Genomic DNA, 12,794 nt, shown 5'->3' with positions numbered 1-12,794 from the left:
GCTACGACCAGGGAATGATCAACTCACGGCGATCCCAGGTCAGCGGCGCCCGGCGTGCGACCGCATACATCTCGCGGATCGTCGCATTTTCCGGATACAGCTCGATCATGTGGCCGAGCGTCGGACGCGCATCGATGTAGCAGATCGTCGCTCCGAACGAGACGGTGAACTCGCTTGCGACGGCCATGCCCTCGACGACGAATTTATCTCGCGTCGGTTCATAGTCCGGGCAGAATATCGCGACGTGGTGGAGCCCCTCGGTGCCGCGCGGGAACATCTCGGTGAAGGCGTCAGGGCCGTCGGACAGGACCTGGACCAGCTCGAGGTTGAGGTCGCCCGACTGGACGAAGACCCCGCGGATGCGGATCGGCGGCGCGTGCGCGCCGCGGTAATAGTGGTCCGCCAGCTCGCCCTCGCCGCCCCCGACGAACGGCCCGATCCCGTAGAGCCGGTGCAGGCGGGCGCAGGCAGCGTCGAGGTCGCGAACGACGTAGCAGTTCTGGACGACCTCGAGTGGGCCAGTGACCTCGGCCTGGCCCACTCGTCAGCCCGTTAGAACGAAAAGCCGAACGACACGCCCGCCGTCCGTGGCTCGCGCGCTGCCGCAGTCTTGAACAACCCCGGCACGATCGTCGTCGACGAGATGCCGCGGACGTCGAGGAGGTTGCGGACGTAGACGTTGACCCGGGTCTTCAGGCCCGCGATCTCCGGCTCGATGGCGATGCTGGCGTCAAGCTGGTTGAGCGCCTTGGTCCGGCTGGCGAGGCTGTTGAGCGTCGGCGCGTTGGGGTTCGCATTCGACGGATCCGGCGTGATCGCGGTGAAATAGCGCGAGATATGCCGGAAGTTGGTCGACATGGTCAGGTCGCCGAACGAGGTCGGAATCGCGTAGGTTGCCCCTGCCGAAGCGGTCAGCGTCGGATTGAAGGTCAGGTCGAGCCCCGACAGGTCGATTGGCGCCAGTGTCAGCGGGTTGAGCGTCAGGAAGTCCTTGTAATTCGACTTCAGGTAACCCGCCGACGCGGTCAGCGTGAGGCCATGGAGCGGCTTGGCGGTGATGTCGGCCTCGACTCCCTTGATGATCGCCGACGCCGCATTCGAGACGATCGTCTCGTTGGTGTTCGGCGAACCAGGCGGCGTGCGCCGAATGATCGACTCCTGCTTGTTGTCGTACTTTGAATAGAAGCCGGCGATGTTCAGCGACACGCGCCGGTCCAGCAACTGCGTCTTCAGCCCGCCTTCGTAGCTGTCGACGGTCTCCGGATCGTACGGCGTCTGGGAGGTTGCGATCGACGTCGCGCGGCCATTGAAGCCGCCGGCACGATAGCCGCGCGCATAAGATGCATAGACCATGAGATGGTCGTTCGGGCGGAAGTCGACCGACGCCTTCGGCGTGAACTTCGACCACTTCTGTGACGCGCTGACGTCGAACGCGCCAGGGAAGTTGTTGTCGAAGGTCTTCTTGTCCTTGGTGTAGCGGCCGCCGACGGTCAGGCGGAAACGCGGCAGGAAGGCCCAGTTGACGTCACCGTAGGCGGCATAGGATTTTGAGCTCTGCGCCGCAAACTGGTTGACGGTGTTGCCGCCAAGTAGCGGACCCAAGAACGTCGTCTGGTGATTCTCGTACTTGCTGTCGAAGTAATAGAGGCCGGAGACGAAATCGAGCTTATCGGTGATCTTGCCCGACAGTCGAAACTCCTGCGTGATCTGGCGATATTGCTGGTCACGAACGGTTTCGTAAAAGGGAATCGACGTGCCATCGAAGTCCTGACGGAAGAGCTCGTTGTCTTTACGCCAAGCGCTGATCGAGACCAGGTGGAAGTCGTCCGACAGGTCGTAGTTGAGTTCCAGCGTGACTGCCGGAGACCGGTAATGGGTAGTGTTATCGAACTGAGCGAAGGTCTTGTAGAGCGAGTCGCTGCCCAGGTTGCACTCGTTGGCGGGTGCACCAACACAAACGAAGTCGCCTGTCGTACTCGATGCCAGGTTGATTGTGCGCCCGGTCGCAGTTTGCTTCTCGACGGTGAGCAGCGCGTTGAAGTCGGGCGTCGGCGTCAGCTGCAACGCAAAGCCGTAATTGTCGGAGGTGCCGTCGGGCTCCCGATTACCGGTGGTGACGTTGCGATAGTAGCCGTCGAGGTGCGTGTGCGATTCGAACATCTTGAGGGCCAGGATGTCCTTGATGATCGGGACGTTGACGACGCCCTTGGCCTCGAACAGTCCATAGCTGCCGAAGGTGACTTCGGCCTTGCCGCCGAGCTCGCCGGTCGGACGCGAGCGGCGGATGTTGATGACGCCGCCGATCGTGTTGCGGCCGAACAGCGTACCTTGGGGACCGCGCAACACTTCCAGGCTGGCGATATCGAAGAAATCGAGCAGCTGCCCGGTATTGGTGCCAATGAAGACACCGTCGATGAGGACGCCGACGGCCGGATCGAACGACTTCTCGATGTCGGCGAACGAGATGCCGCGGATCGAGATCGCCGCGGCCGATGGGCCGGCGCCGACCGGCTGGATGATCACGTTAGGCACCATTCCGGCAATGTCCTGGATGGTCAGAGCGTTCGTCGCCTCAAGTGTTGCGGGCGTGATCGCGGACACCGAGACCGGCGTGGTCGACAGGGTTTCTGAGCGCTGGCGCGCCGTGACGACGATGTCGCCGACGGTGTCCTGGGCAACCGAGGGCGCCGTGGCCAGCGCCGCCTGCTGTGTCGTGGGCGTCGCGGCAGGCTGTTCGCCGGCGACAGGCGGAACGGTCTGCGCCAGCGCCGCCGATCCCAGGCCGAGGCCGGCGGCCATGGCGAGGGCACTTGTCCTGCCGAGAACTCTGAAATGGCGCGATGTTGCACCAATTGACACGGATGTCCGGAGCGTGAGCTTCATGGTAGCCTCCCCTATTCGCATTTCTATGCGTCGCATTTTCTGCGTTGTTACTCGGGTCACGTATTTTGCATGACCTGTCAAGATTGCGTTACACCGCGATGCCCCAGCACAAATGATAGTCGGGGCAAATGGGACAGTCGCGCACGACGGGCTCGTTGACCATCATAGGAATGAAGTTTACACAGCAGGTCACTTTTGCGCTGCTGCGACCCCTCGGGGTCAGGAGAGTCCGATGCACAATGCGATGTCCAATCCCCAGATCGCGGCGATGGTGCGCCACGGCATCGAGCATGCCGCGAACGGCACGATGGAGCTGGTCGACGAGGTGCTGAAGGTGCCTGCGAGCAACTACACCAGCCCGGACCGTTTCAAGCTCGAGGTGGACCGTATCTTCAAGCGCTTGCCGCTGATGCTCGCGCCGACCGCCGAGTTGCCGAAGCCGGGCGACTACAAGACCCTCGAAGTCGCCGGGATTCCCGTACTGTTGGTACGTGGCCAGGACGGCATCGTGCGGTCGTTCATCAACAGCTGCTCGCATCGCGGCACGAACGTCGCGACCGAGGACACCGGCAACGCGCGCCGCTTTACCTGTCCTTACCACGGCTGGACCTTCGCCCAGACCGGCGAGTTGCTGGCTATCGCCTCTCCGCAGGATTTCGGCCAGATCGACAAGTCCTGCTACGGCCTGACCGCGCTGCCGGTCGCCGAGCGTGCCGGTCTGATCTTCGGCAGTGTCGATCCGAAGTCGACGATCGATATCGACGGCTTCCTGGCAGGCTACGACTCGCTTCTTGAGGCTTTCAATCTCAAGGACTGGCACCTGTTCGCCAGCCGCCGCCTGCGCGGTCCGAACTGGAAGATCGCGTACGACGGCTATCTCGATTTCTACCACCTGCCGGTGCTCCACAAGAACACGCTGGCGCTGAGCATGGAGCTCGGCAATCGCGCGCTGTTCCACGCTTGGGGCCCGCACCAGCGCCTGCTCGCGCCCGACCGGGCCTCGCGCGAACTCGGTGGAACGCCCGAAGCAGAATGGCGCGATGACCAGGTTCTCAACGGCGTCTGGACGATCTTCCCGTGCATCTCGATCGCAAGCTTCAACGGCGGCGGCCGCGGCGTCATGATCTCACAGCTGATGCCCGGCGATGTCGTCGGCGAGTCGTGGACCCGTCAGATTTACCTCATGGAGCACGAGCCCGACGCCGAGACCGCTATCGCCGCGCACGCCCAGTTCGACATGCTCGAAGTCGTCGTCCGCGATGAGGACTATGCCACCGGCCTGCGCCAGCAGCGTGCGCTCGACGCTGGCATGATGGAGCACGTGCTGTTTGGCCGCAACGAGGGCGGCGCCCAGGCCTTCCACGGCTGGGTCGACCGGATCATCGCCGCCGACGATCGTCAGCTCAATCAACTGTTCGCGCCACAGCGGCTCCAGGCGGCGGAATAACCACTCCTGCCGATGGAGCCAAAATGGACGCACAGACCGTAACCGACCTGCGGCGGCTGATGGAGTATGAGGCCGGAAGGCACGCTCCGCCACGTGATTTTCCGGCACTCCCCGATGTTCCGGGTGGCCGCTACACCGACCCACGCTTCGCCGCGCTCGAGAAGGATGCGGTGTGGCGCAAGAGCTGGCTGCTGGCGGGGCACACCGACGAACTGCCGAAAATCGGCTCGTTCAAGCTATGGGAAATGGTCGGCCAGCCCCTGTTTCTGGTGCATGCCCGGTCGGGCGAAATCAATGCCTTCTACAACACCTGCAGCCACCGCGGCGCCCCGGTGGTGACCGAGGAAAGTGGCCGGCGCCCGCGCTTCACCTGCAAATATCACGGCTGGGTCTATGACGACGAAGGCCAGCTCCAGTCGATCCGTGACGCCGAGGACTTCGTCGACCTCGATCTGTCGTGCCGTCCGCTGCGCCGCGTCCGCTGCGAGCGCTACGGCAAGCTGATCTTCGTCAATTTCTCGAACGAAGCACCGTCGCTCAGCGAATGGCTCGGTTCGATCGCCGGCGAGTTTGACGAGTTCCGCTTCGACCAGACGCGCCTCGTGGACCATTATGTCTGGGACCTCGACTGCAACTGGAAGATCGCCATGGAGGCCAACATGGAGGTCTACCATGTGCCGAATATCCACCCGTCGACGGTCGCGGTCGGCCTCGATCACCGGCGCAACGTCAACAGCCTGTACCCGCACGGTCACGGCCGCATGATCGCGCCGGGGTGGGAGGACAAGAGGCCCCCGCAGAACTATCGTGCTGCAACCGTTGAGGGACTGCCGCGTCCCGAGATCGCCGGCGTCGGCGAGATCGGCCGGACCTGCACCCAGTCGTACAATCTGTTTCCGAACTGGGTCTCACCGCTCGGGCCGACGGGCTATTTCGTCCTCAACTTCTGGCCCAACGGCCTTAATAAATCCAAGCTCGAAGTCTGGTGGTTCGGTCCCGACTGGGGCGAGGGCGAGCGCCCAGCCTATTGGGACACCACGATCACTTACCTCAACACTGTACTCCGCGAGGACACCGAGTTCGGTCGGTGGATCCAGAGGTCGCAGGAGTCCTATGGCTTCGAAGGCGTACCGCTAAGCTATCAGGAGTCGCGCATTTATCACTGGCACCAGGCGGCCGATGCCATCATCGGCCCTGAACGCGTCCCGCCCGAACTGCGGGTTGCGCCGGTCATCGGCAGCGAATGGATCATGCCGAACGATCCACGACTGGCGGAGCTTGCGCTGGCAGTCGCCGCCTGAGGCGACCGCTTACGGCGTGTTGGTCGAGGCGCCGTCCACCAGAATACCGTGGCCGCTCACGAAACGCGCGTCGTCCGACACCAGGAACGCGGCGACGTCGGCGATGTCCTCAGGCTTGCCAAGGTGACCGAGCGCCGACTTCTTTCGCCAATAGTCGCCGCCCGGCTCACCCGGAGCGAACAGAGCAGTCGTCATCGGAGTCTCGATGGCACCCGGCTGGATGGCGTTCACGGTGCAGCCGAACGGGCCGAGCGAAGCGGCAAGTGAGCGTGTCAGGCCGATGACGCCATGCTTCGACGCCGCATAGGCGCTGAGGTCGGCGCTGCCGAAGCTGCCCATCACCGAGGACACCAGCACGACGCGCCCGTTTCCTGCCGCCTCCAGATCCGTGCGTGCAGCCCGGACGAGGCGGTGAACCGCAGTCAGGTTGACCGCGATGGTCGTGTCCCAGTTATCGTCCTCGAGCTGGTCGAGCGGGGTCGGGCGGACGATGCCCGCAAACGGCATGACGGTATCGACTCGCCCCAACCCTGCCTTGGCCGCAGCGATGATCGCCTCTGAGGCGCCCGGTGCCGTGACGTCGATGACCTGGTCGACATCGCCGGCGCGGTCGACGGTCCAGACCTTGGCACCGTCAGCGCGGAGACGGGCCGCCGTTGCCTGCCCGATCCCCGATCCAGCGCCGGTTATGACGGCATGGCGACCGGCGAGGCGATTGCTCATTCGAAACTCTCCCAAGAATGGCGGCAACTTGCGGCTGCGTGCTGTTCTTTTGAACAGGTAGCTTCCGTTTCTGGCTCTACCTCTTGTCGTAGCAAGCAAATCTGCATAGCACTATAGAATATCGTCCGGGCAGAATCCGGTCCGAGTTTGGGGAGTGAAAATGCCGATCATTATCGCCGGTACGCTCGACTTCGATCCAGCGCAGGCCGAGCGCGCGATTACCGAAGGCCGCGCGTTCATCGAGGCGTCGTGCCGCGAGGATGGCTGCATCTATTACGCCTGGACGCTTGATCCGCTGGTGCCGGGGCGCGTCTATGTATTCGAGGAGTGGACGTCGCAGCAGGCGCTCGAAGGCCATTTCAATGACAAGAGCTACTGGGGCATGCGCGACCACCTCGCGAACTACGGGCTCCGCACCTCGGACGTGAAGAAGTACCGCTTCGATGTGTCCGAGCGCGTCTACGACGAAGGCGGCAACCCGCGCGCCGACTTCTTTACCGCGGCGACAGCGTCGTGAAGGGCTTCAAGGGGCCGCTGGCCGACCGGATCGCCGTCCGCGAGCGCATCGAAAGCTACAACGATGCCGTGTTCCGCCGCGATGCCGACGACTGGGCGGAGTGCTGGGCGGAGGATGCCGAGTGGGTCGTCGGACAAAACGCCGCCAGCGGTCGGGCGGCGATCCGCGAACTCTGGCTCAAGCTGATGGGTGGCCTTGGCGCGGCCGGCATGTACGTCGCCCACGGCTCGGTCGCGATCGACGGCGACCACGCCGAATCGCGCAGCTACATGCTCGAGATGCTCAAGCGGCTCGACGGTACCGAAATGCTGGTCTCGGGTCGCTACGACGACAAACTGCGCCGCGACGCCGACGGCGAATGGCGCTTCATGGCGCGCTCGTACACCGTCCTCCAGTCACGCTGACCGCTCAGGCTTTCCGCCAGATCGGCCCACGCCGCCGGACGACGTCGAGCATCCCGTTGGCGATGTACGGCGGCGTTGCGTCGGCGTCGTAGGTGCGCCGCTCGGGGCCGCGATACCCGAGGAGCGCCTCGACCGGCGGCGCGCTGTAATAGATCGATGCCGCGGCGAGACCCAGGGCAGTCCAGGCCTCGCGGTCGCTCGACTGGAGTGTCTCGACCGCGGCGTCGGCACTACTCTCGTGAACGGCGCGGAGCCCGCGCATGATGTCGGCGCGCAGGTCCGGCCGGCTGTTCAGGACGTTCGCAAGTCCGACTTCGAGGTCTGCCGCAGTGCTCGCCGCCGGCATGCCGAGCGCCGCCGGAATCAACCGATCGGCGAGGACCGCGAAGGCTGCAGCAACCTCCGCGTCGGTCATGCCGCCACCCGCTGGTCTCGCCGTGCCGCCAGCACCGCCTCTGTACAGCGCAGCGCATTCGCCAGAATTGTGGCAGTCGGATTGACCCCACTCGAGGTCACGAACGGGCCGCCGTCGAAGATGTAGAGGTTCGGCACGTCATGCGCCCGGCCCCAGCGGTCGACGACCGATTGCTCGGGATCGGTGCCCATCCGGGTGGTGCCGAGGAGGTGCCCGCCCGCCTCCTTGATCACCGGGATCGGGATGGTCGCGACCGCTCCTGCCGCGAGCATCGACTCGGTCGCGCGCGCAACCTGGAAGGCCGCCTGGTCGCGGGTATTCTGCGACATCGTGTAGGTGACCTTGACCGACGGGATGCCGTCGGAGTCGGTCATGTCGCCGTCGAGTTCGATGCGGTTGTCGTCGTCGGGCAGGTCCTCGTTGATGATCGACCACAGCACCGACTTGCCGAGCGTCGCCGCGACCGCACCGTGCGCCGCTGCGCCCCAGCCGGCCTCGAACGGCGCACCTGCCAGCCCCGGATGGGCTGCCATCGGGCCGCCGGTCGGCATCAGCGCCCACTTGCCACCGCGGACGAAGCCTCGGGACGCATCGGTCTCGTAGAACTCCATGCTCTGGATCATCTGCCCCGCCGGACCGAGCCAGCCCTCGACCGACTCGGGGAACACGCCGATCACTGCCGACAGCGGATGGAGCATGAGGCCGCGCCCGACGAGGCCGGAGCGGTTGGCGAGTCCGGCGCCGAAGCGCTTCGACTGCGAGTTGAGCAGCAGCCGTGCGGTGCCGACGCCGTTCGCGCACAGGATGACGATGCCGGCGTCGACGACGTGGGTCTCGCCGCCACGGTCGATGTAGGCCGCGCCGGTTGCGAGCCCGTTGTCGCTCACCAGGATCTCGCTGACCCGAGCTCCCGTGATCAGCCGCGCCCCGTCCTTGATCGCACCGGGCCAGTAAACGAGGTCGGTCGACGCCTTGGCGCCTTCCGAACAGCCCCCGACGCAGGTGCCGAGGCGGGCGCATGGGTTGAGGTTGCCATAAGTCTTCGAGGGGATCGCGTTGCTGCCCGGCCACCAGTGCCAACCGAGCGTGTTCATCGCCTCTGCCATGCGCATTCCGGCGATGCCGACGGGCAGCGGCGGCAGCGGATAGGCCGGCTGCTCGGGATAGGCGGGGTCACCGGCGAGCCCCGAGACGCCGACATCGCGGTCGACACGATCGTAGAACGGCGCGAGGTCAGCGTATTCGATCGGCCAGTCGGCGGCGACACCGTCGAGGGTGCGGACCCGGAAATCGGACGGCTTCATGCGGTGCCACTGGGCACCCCACAGGATCGTCGAGCCGCCGACGCCGTTGAACATCACCGGGTAGACCTCGGCGGCGCTGACATCGAGGGGATAGTCGGCCTCGCGCTGCCGGACATTGGGGCTGAAATGCCAGCGTTGGCGGCGTTGCAGCTCCCAGTCCGACTTCGCCCCCGGATAGTCGTTGGGCTGGACCCAGTCGCCCTGCTCTAGACAGGTCACCGAAACACCGGCCGCAGCGAAATAACGGGCTGCGAGCGCGCCGGATGCGCCCGCCCCGACGATCAGGACGTCGCAGGATTGGCGGCTCATTGGACCCTCGCGGAATGCTGGTCGAGGAAAGCCCGCGTCGCCTGCGCGACGGCCGCAGCACGCTCCGCTGGATCGGGGTAGGCCTCGCGCAGCGGCCTGGACCGCAGCTCGATGCTGAGCGGAAGGCCCGCAGGCAGAGCGTCGAGCACCGCGTCGAGCGGCAGCACCCCCGCTCCGGTCTGGAGCCTGCCATCGACGGCTTCGGCGATAACGGCAGCGGGGTCGCCGAGGTCGTAGGTCAGCGGTCCGGCGTCGCAGAACTGGGCATAGGGCAGCAGCGTGCGCGGGACCGCGGCGACGTCTGTGGGGGTGCCGCCGGACCGGGCCAGGTGGATAGGATCGATCAGCAGCGCCGCCGCCGGATGCCCCACCTGGGCAAGTATGGCCTGGGCCTGCGCGACCGTGCGGACCGCAGTGAAGATACCGAACTCGAGCGCGATGCGGATGTCGGTGCCGGCATGGGCACACAGCGCCGCGAACTTCGCTGCCGTGCCGACGTCATCGGGGTCGGAGCTGACGACCAGGACGTTCCGTGCGCCGACTTCGCGGCCGATGTCGATGATCCGAAGGTGCGCTTCGTCGAGCGGCCCGGCCTTGAGCCAGACGACCTCGACGTCCAGCACCGGCAGGCCCGCGTCGCCGGTGATGCGGCGGATTTCCTGCGTCGTACCGGCGGTCCAGGTGGCGGGTTCGACCCACAGTCCGACAGCGTCGAAGCGCGCCGCGACTGCGGCTCGCGCCGTGGCTTCGGGCGGAAACTCGGGCAGGACCCCGGACGCCAGTGAAATGGTGTAGTTCGAGCTCACGGCGCCTCGCTTGCCGCGCGTCGGAGCTATTGTAAAGCGCGCACGAACATTGATAGGCTTACCAGTCCGCCCCCTGTCAAAAACACTATTGCACAGCGCTGCAAGTTTTAGGCTATGCCTGTCGTGCGTTGAGCTTGGGGATGGAATTGATGTTGATATGCGCCGTCCTCTACAGAGGACAAACCCCCGAGTGACGATCAATCGCCAGTGGACAATCGCGGCGCGCCCGGTTGGGCGCGATGTCGTCGAGAGCGACTTCGGCTGGCGCGAGGGCCGCGTCGATACACCCGGCCCGGGGCAGGTCGTGGTCAAGGTCGAGATGCTCGGCTTCGATCCGGCTCTCAAGGGCTGGATGGAGAACATCGGCGGCTATGTCGCCCCGACCGAGATCGGCGATGTCATGCGCGGCACCGGGATCGGCACCGTCGTCGACGCGGGCAACAGTACGCTTGCCGTCGGTACGACTGTCATGGGCCAGCTCGGCTGGCAGGATTATGCGACCGTTGCCGCGACCCAGCTCACGACGCTGACCCGAGACGGCCAGCTCTCGGCCCATCTCGGCGTGCTCGGCACGACTGGATTGACGGCATTCTTCGGCCTGCAGCGGATCGGCAAGCCGTTCCCCGGCGACACGATGGTGGTGACCGGCGCGGCGGGCGCGGTCGGGTCGATCGTCGGGCAGATCGGCAAGATCGGCGGGTGTCGCGTGGTCGGCATCGCCGGCGGTGCCGAGAAGTGCGCGATGCTGACCGACGAACTCGGCTTCGACGCCGCCATCGACTACAAGGCCGGCCCGATCGGAGACCAGCTCCGCGCCCTCGTGCCCGAGGGCATCGACGTGCTGTGGGACAATGTCGGCGGCACCATGCTCGACACACTACTCGGCCGCATCGCGCTCAATGCGCGCGTCGTCATCTGCGGCGGCATCTCGCGCTCCAAGACCGGCGGCATGCCAGTCGGTCCGTCGAACTACTTCAACCTCGTGTTCAAACGCGCGACAATGGAAGGCTTCATCCTCAACGACTTTGAGGCCTCCTATGACCAGGCCCGCGCCCGCATCAAGGCGTGGATCGCCGATGGCCGACTCGAATCGCGCGAAGACATCCAGGTCGGGCTGGAAAACGCGCCCCGCACCCTGATGCGCCTGTTCGAGGGCGGCAATCGCGGGAAGCAGCTCCTCCGCCTCCACGAGGGAACCCCGACATGAGCGTCTTCATGCAGTCGACCCTCGAGTTGAAGGCCGCCGACATGGCGGTGTTCACCGCCACCATGAATGAGGTCGTAAGCATCGTCGAAGGCGAGGGCTGGCACCTCATCACCGCCGTGATGCAGGTGTCCGGGCGGCTTCATACCGCGATCGACCTGTGGCGGCTGGACGATCTCAACCACTTCCAGCGCGGCCTCGTCGCACTGCAGAAGCACCCGCGCTTCGCCGCCATCAGCAAGGTGCTCGGCGAGTCGATCGAACGCGAGACCGTCGTCTTCGGCGTCGAGGCACCGTGGGTACCCGCGGGCCGCTGACTCGGGAAAAGTTACCTTGGGGAGACTGACATGACCAGAACCGTCGCTGTCATCGGAGCCAGCGGTCGCCAAGGCGGCGCGCAGGTACGCCAGCTCGTCGCTGCGGGCTTCAACGTCAAGGCGTTATCGCGAAGTGCCGACCCGTTCTACGGGGCCGAGAAGCCCGAGAACGTCGAGGTCGTCGCTGCCGACCTGTACGACGAAGCCTCGCTTGAGGCTGCCTTCCAGGGTGCCGAGGCCGTCTTCCACACGCACCCGCTGCGCGCCCGCCAGGACCGCGCGGTGCTCGTCGCCAGCGTCGGCCGCGCCGCCAAGGCTGCGGGCGTCAAGCGCGTCGTCTGGAACACCTCGAGCTGGATCCCCGACCGCCCCGGCGATCCCTACACTTATGCCGGCAACACCGACGGCATCAATGCACTGTGGCGGACCGGCGTCGGCGCCACGGTCTTCGGCTCGGTGCTGTTCATGGACAACATGCTGACCAACTGGGCACGGCCGTCGATCGTCGACGAGGGCAAGTTCATCTACGCCCATCGCCCCGATCTCGAAGCCAACTGGATCAGCCTCGACGACGTCGCCAAGATCATGATCCACTCGCTCGACCGGCCCGACATGGAGGGCGCGTGGATGAACATCGGCGGTCCCGAGCGGCTGAAGCCGCCGCAGGTTGCCGCAGCGCTGTCAGAGGCGCTCGGTCGCACGATCGTCTACACCCCGTGTACGCCGATGGAGTTCGGCAAGCGCCTCGCCTACGCCTATGGCGACGAGATGGGCCCCGAAGAGCGTGCCGCGATCGAGACCTCGATCGGGGCATTCTACGAGTACAACAACACCGCCCCGACGCGGCCCTTCGAGGTCGACACCGTGGCGATGCTCGAGCGCATTCCGATCGAGCTCGAGACCGTTGCGACATGGGCAAAGCGGCAAGATTGGCGCAATAGTAACGCGCCGCGGCCGCCGGCCGGCTGAACGCGCCGTGCGGACACGGGAAATTATCCGGGAGCGGATGAATCCTGTTGTCCGGGGTCCGACATACTACTATCGTCGCGTAAGTTGCAGGATGTGTTAGTTTCATTCTGCGGTGCCGGTGCGAGCCGCCGGCGACGGCCTGAGAGATGCCGGTCAAGGTATCCAGTTGCCGAACACGCCGCCGCAATGCCGGGG

13 protein-coding genes are annotated in these 12,794 nt (G+C 65.4%); 7 read left to right on the top strand and 6 right to left on the bottom strand.

The annotated features are described in order from the left end of the window. Nucleotide 1: 1 nt before the first annotated feature. Nucleotides 2-541: a VOC family protein gene (locus tag KX816_03415; protein QXQ07115.1), complete on the bottom strand. Its 540-nt coding sequence runs from the start codon at nucleotides 539-541 to the stop codon at nucleotides 2-4. 11 nt (nucleotides 542-552) lie between these two features. Beyond that, a complete protein-coding gene (locus tag KX816_03410; protein QXQ07114.1) occupies nucleotides 553-2,799 on the bottom strand; it encodes a TonB-dependent receptor in 2,247 nt (748 codons plus the stop codon). A 316-nt stretch (nucleotides 2,800-3,115) separates the two neighbouring features. Between KX816_03410 and KX816_03405 the strand changes: the two genes are divergently transcribed. Both KX816_03405 and KX816_03400 read left to right on the top strand, forming a co-directional pair. Next, entirely contained in the window at nucleotides 3,116-4,330 is a 1,215-nt protein-coding gene (locus tag KX816_03405) for an aromatic ring-hydroxylating dioxygenase subunit alpha (GenBank protein ID QXQ07113.1), read from the top strand. Between the two features lie 23 nt (nucleotides 4,331-4,353). Next, on the top strand, nucleotides 4,354-5,631 hold the full coding sequence (locus tag KX816_03400; protein ID QXQ07112.1) for an aromatic ring-hydroxylating dioxygenase subunit alpha: 1,278 nt from the start codon (nucleotides 4,354-4,356) through the stop codon (nucleotides 5,629-5,631). 9 nt (nucleotides 5,632-5,640) lie between these two features. Here the strand turns inward: KX816_03400 and KX816_03395 are convergent, their stop codons facing one another. After that, nucleotides 5,641-6,354 (bottom strand): SDR family oxidoreductase, encoded by a 714-nt coding sequence (locus tag KX816_03395; protein ID QXQ07111.1) that lies wholly within the window; start codon nucleotides 6,352-6,354, stop codon nucleotides 5,641-5,643. A 160-nt stretch (nucleotides 6,355-6,514) separates the two neighbouring features. On the opposite strand from KX816_03395, the gene KX816_03390 reads away from it, so the two are divergent. Together KX816_03390 and KX816_03385 are read left to right on the top strand one after the other, a co-directional pair. Further along, nucleotides 6,515-6,871 (top strand): antibiotic biosynthesis monooxygenase, encoded by a 357-nt coding sequence (locus tag KX816_03390; protein QXQ07110.1) that lies wholly within the window; start codon nucleotides 6,515-6,517, stop codon nucleotides 6,869-6,871. Further along, a complete protein-coding gene (locus tag KX816_03385; GenBank protein QXQ07109.1) occupies nucleotides 6,868-7,275 on the top strand; it encodes a nuclear transport factor 2 family protein in 408 nt (135 codons plus the stop codon). The genes KX816_03390 and KX816_03385 overlap by 4 nt, the downstream gene beginning before the upstream one ends. A 4-nt stretch (nucleotides 7,276-7,279) precedes the next feature. Here KX816_03385 and KX816_03380 read toward each other — a convergent pair whose 3' ends face one another. The 3 genes from KX816_03380 to KX816_03370 are packed head-to-tail and all read right to left on the bottom strand — an operon-like array spanning nucleotide 7,280 to nucleotide 10,109. After that, nucleotides 7,280-7,690 (bottom strand): hypothetical protein, encoded by a 411-nt coding sequence (locus KX816_03380; GenBank protein ID QXQ07108.1) that lies wholly within the window; start codon nucleotides 7,688-7,690, stop codon nucleotides 7,280-7,282. Further along, on the bottom strand, nucleotides 7,687-9,303 hold the full coding sequence (locus tag KX816_03375; protein ID QXQ07107.1) for a GMC family oxidoreductase: 1,617 nt from the start codon (nucleotides 9,301-9,303) through the stop codon (nucleotides 7,687-7,689). Before KX816_03375 ends, KX816_03380 begins: the two co-directional genes overlap by 4 nt. After that, on the bottom strand, nucleotides 9,300-10,109 hold the full coding sequence (locus tag KX816_03370) for a sugar phosphate isomerase/epimerase (GenBank protein QXQ07106.1): 810 nt from the start codon (nucleotides 10,107-10,109) through the stop codon (nucleotides 9,300-9,302). Before KX816_03370 ends, KX816_03375 begins: the two co-directional genes overlap by 4 nt. A 190-nt stretch (nucleotides 10,110-10,299) precedes the next feature. On the opposite strand from KX816_03370, the gene KX816_03365 reads away from it, so the two are divergent. From KX816_03365 to KX816_03355, 3 genes are read left to right on the top strand one after another with little or no spacing between them, the layout of a single operon-like run. Further along, nucleotides 10,300-11,316: an NADP-dependent oxidoreductase gene (locus KX816_03365; protein ID QXQ07105.1), complete on the top strand. Its 1,017-nt coding sequence runs from the start codon at nucleotides 10,300-10,302 to the stop codon at nucleotides 11,314-11,316. After that, complete coding sequence (locus KX816_03360; protein ID QXQ07104.1) at nucleotides 11,313-11,630, top strand: hypothetical protein; 318 nt, start codon at nucleotides 11,313-11,315, stop codon at nucleotides 11,628-11,630. The genes KX816_03365 and KX816_03360 overlap by 4 nt, the downstream gene beginning before the upstream one ends. 30 nt (nucleotides 11,631-11,660) lie before the next feature. Next, nucleotides 11,661-12,599, top strand: a complete 939-nt coding sequence (locus tag KX816_03355; protein QXQ07103.1) for an NmrA family NAD(P)-binding protein — start codon at nucleotides 11,661-11,663, stop codon at nucleotides 12,597-12,599. Nucleotides 12,600-12,794 lie beyond the last annotated feature (195 nt).

The sequence above is a fragment of the Sphingosinicellaceae bacterium genome, from assembly GCA_019285715.1.
GTDB lineage: Bacteria > Pseudomonadota > Alphaproteobacteria > Sphingomonadales > Sphingomonadaceae > Glacieibacterium.
Note: the sequence above shows the minus strand (reverse complement) of the source record. Positions and strands in the feature narration are given on the sequence as shown.

Bases quoted from the DNA above. Each gene is read 5' to 3' on its own strand.
- KX816_03405 (QXQ07113.1), top strand. From the start codon at position 3,116: ATGCACAATGCGATGTCCAATCCCCAGATCGCGGCGATGGTGCGCCAC.
- KX816_03360 (QXQ07104.1), top strand. From the start codon at position 11,313: ATGAGCGTCTTCATGCAGTCGACCCTCGAGTTGAAGGCCGCCGACATG.
- KX816_03410 (QXQ07114.1), bottom strand. From the start codon at position 2,799: ATGGCCGCCGGCCTCGGCCTGGGATCGGCGGCGCTGGCGCAGACCGTT.
- KX816_03400 (QXQ07112.1), top strand. From the start codon at position 4,354: ATGGACGCACAGACCGTAACCGACCTGCGGCGGCTGATGGAGTATGAG.
- KX816_03390 (QXQ07110.1), top strand. From the start codon at position 6,515: ATGCCGATCATTATCGCCGGTACGCTCGACTTCGATCCAGCGCAGGCC.
- KX816_03395 (QXQ07111.1), bottom strand. From the start codon at position 6,354: ATGAGCAATCGCCTCGCCGGTCGCCATGCCGTCATAACCGGCGCTGGA.
- KX816_03380 (QXQ07108.1), bottom strand. From the start codon at position 7,690: ATGACCGACGCGGAGGTTGCTGCAGCCTTCGCGGTCCTCGCCGATCGG.
- KX816_03355 (QXQ07103.1), top strand. From the start codon at position 11,661: ATGACCAGAACCGTCGCTGTCATCGGAGCCAGCGGTCGCCAAGGCGGC.
- KX816_03375 (QXQ07107.1), bottom strand. From the start codon at position 9,303: ATGAGCCGCCAATCCTGCGACGTCCTGATCGTCGGGGCGGGCGCATCC.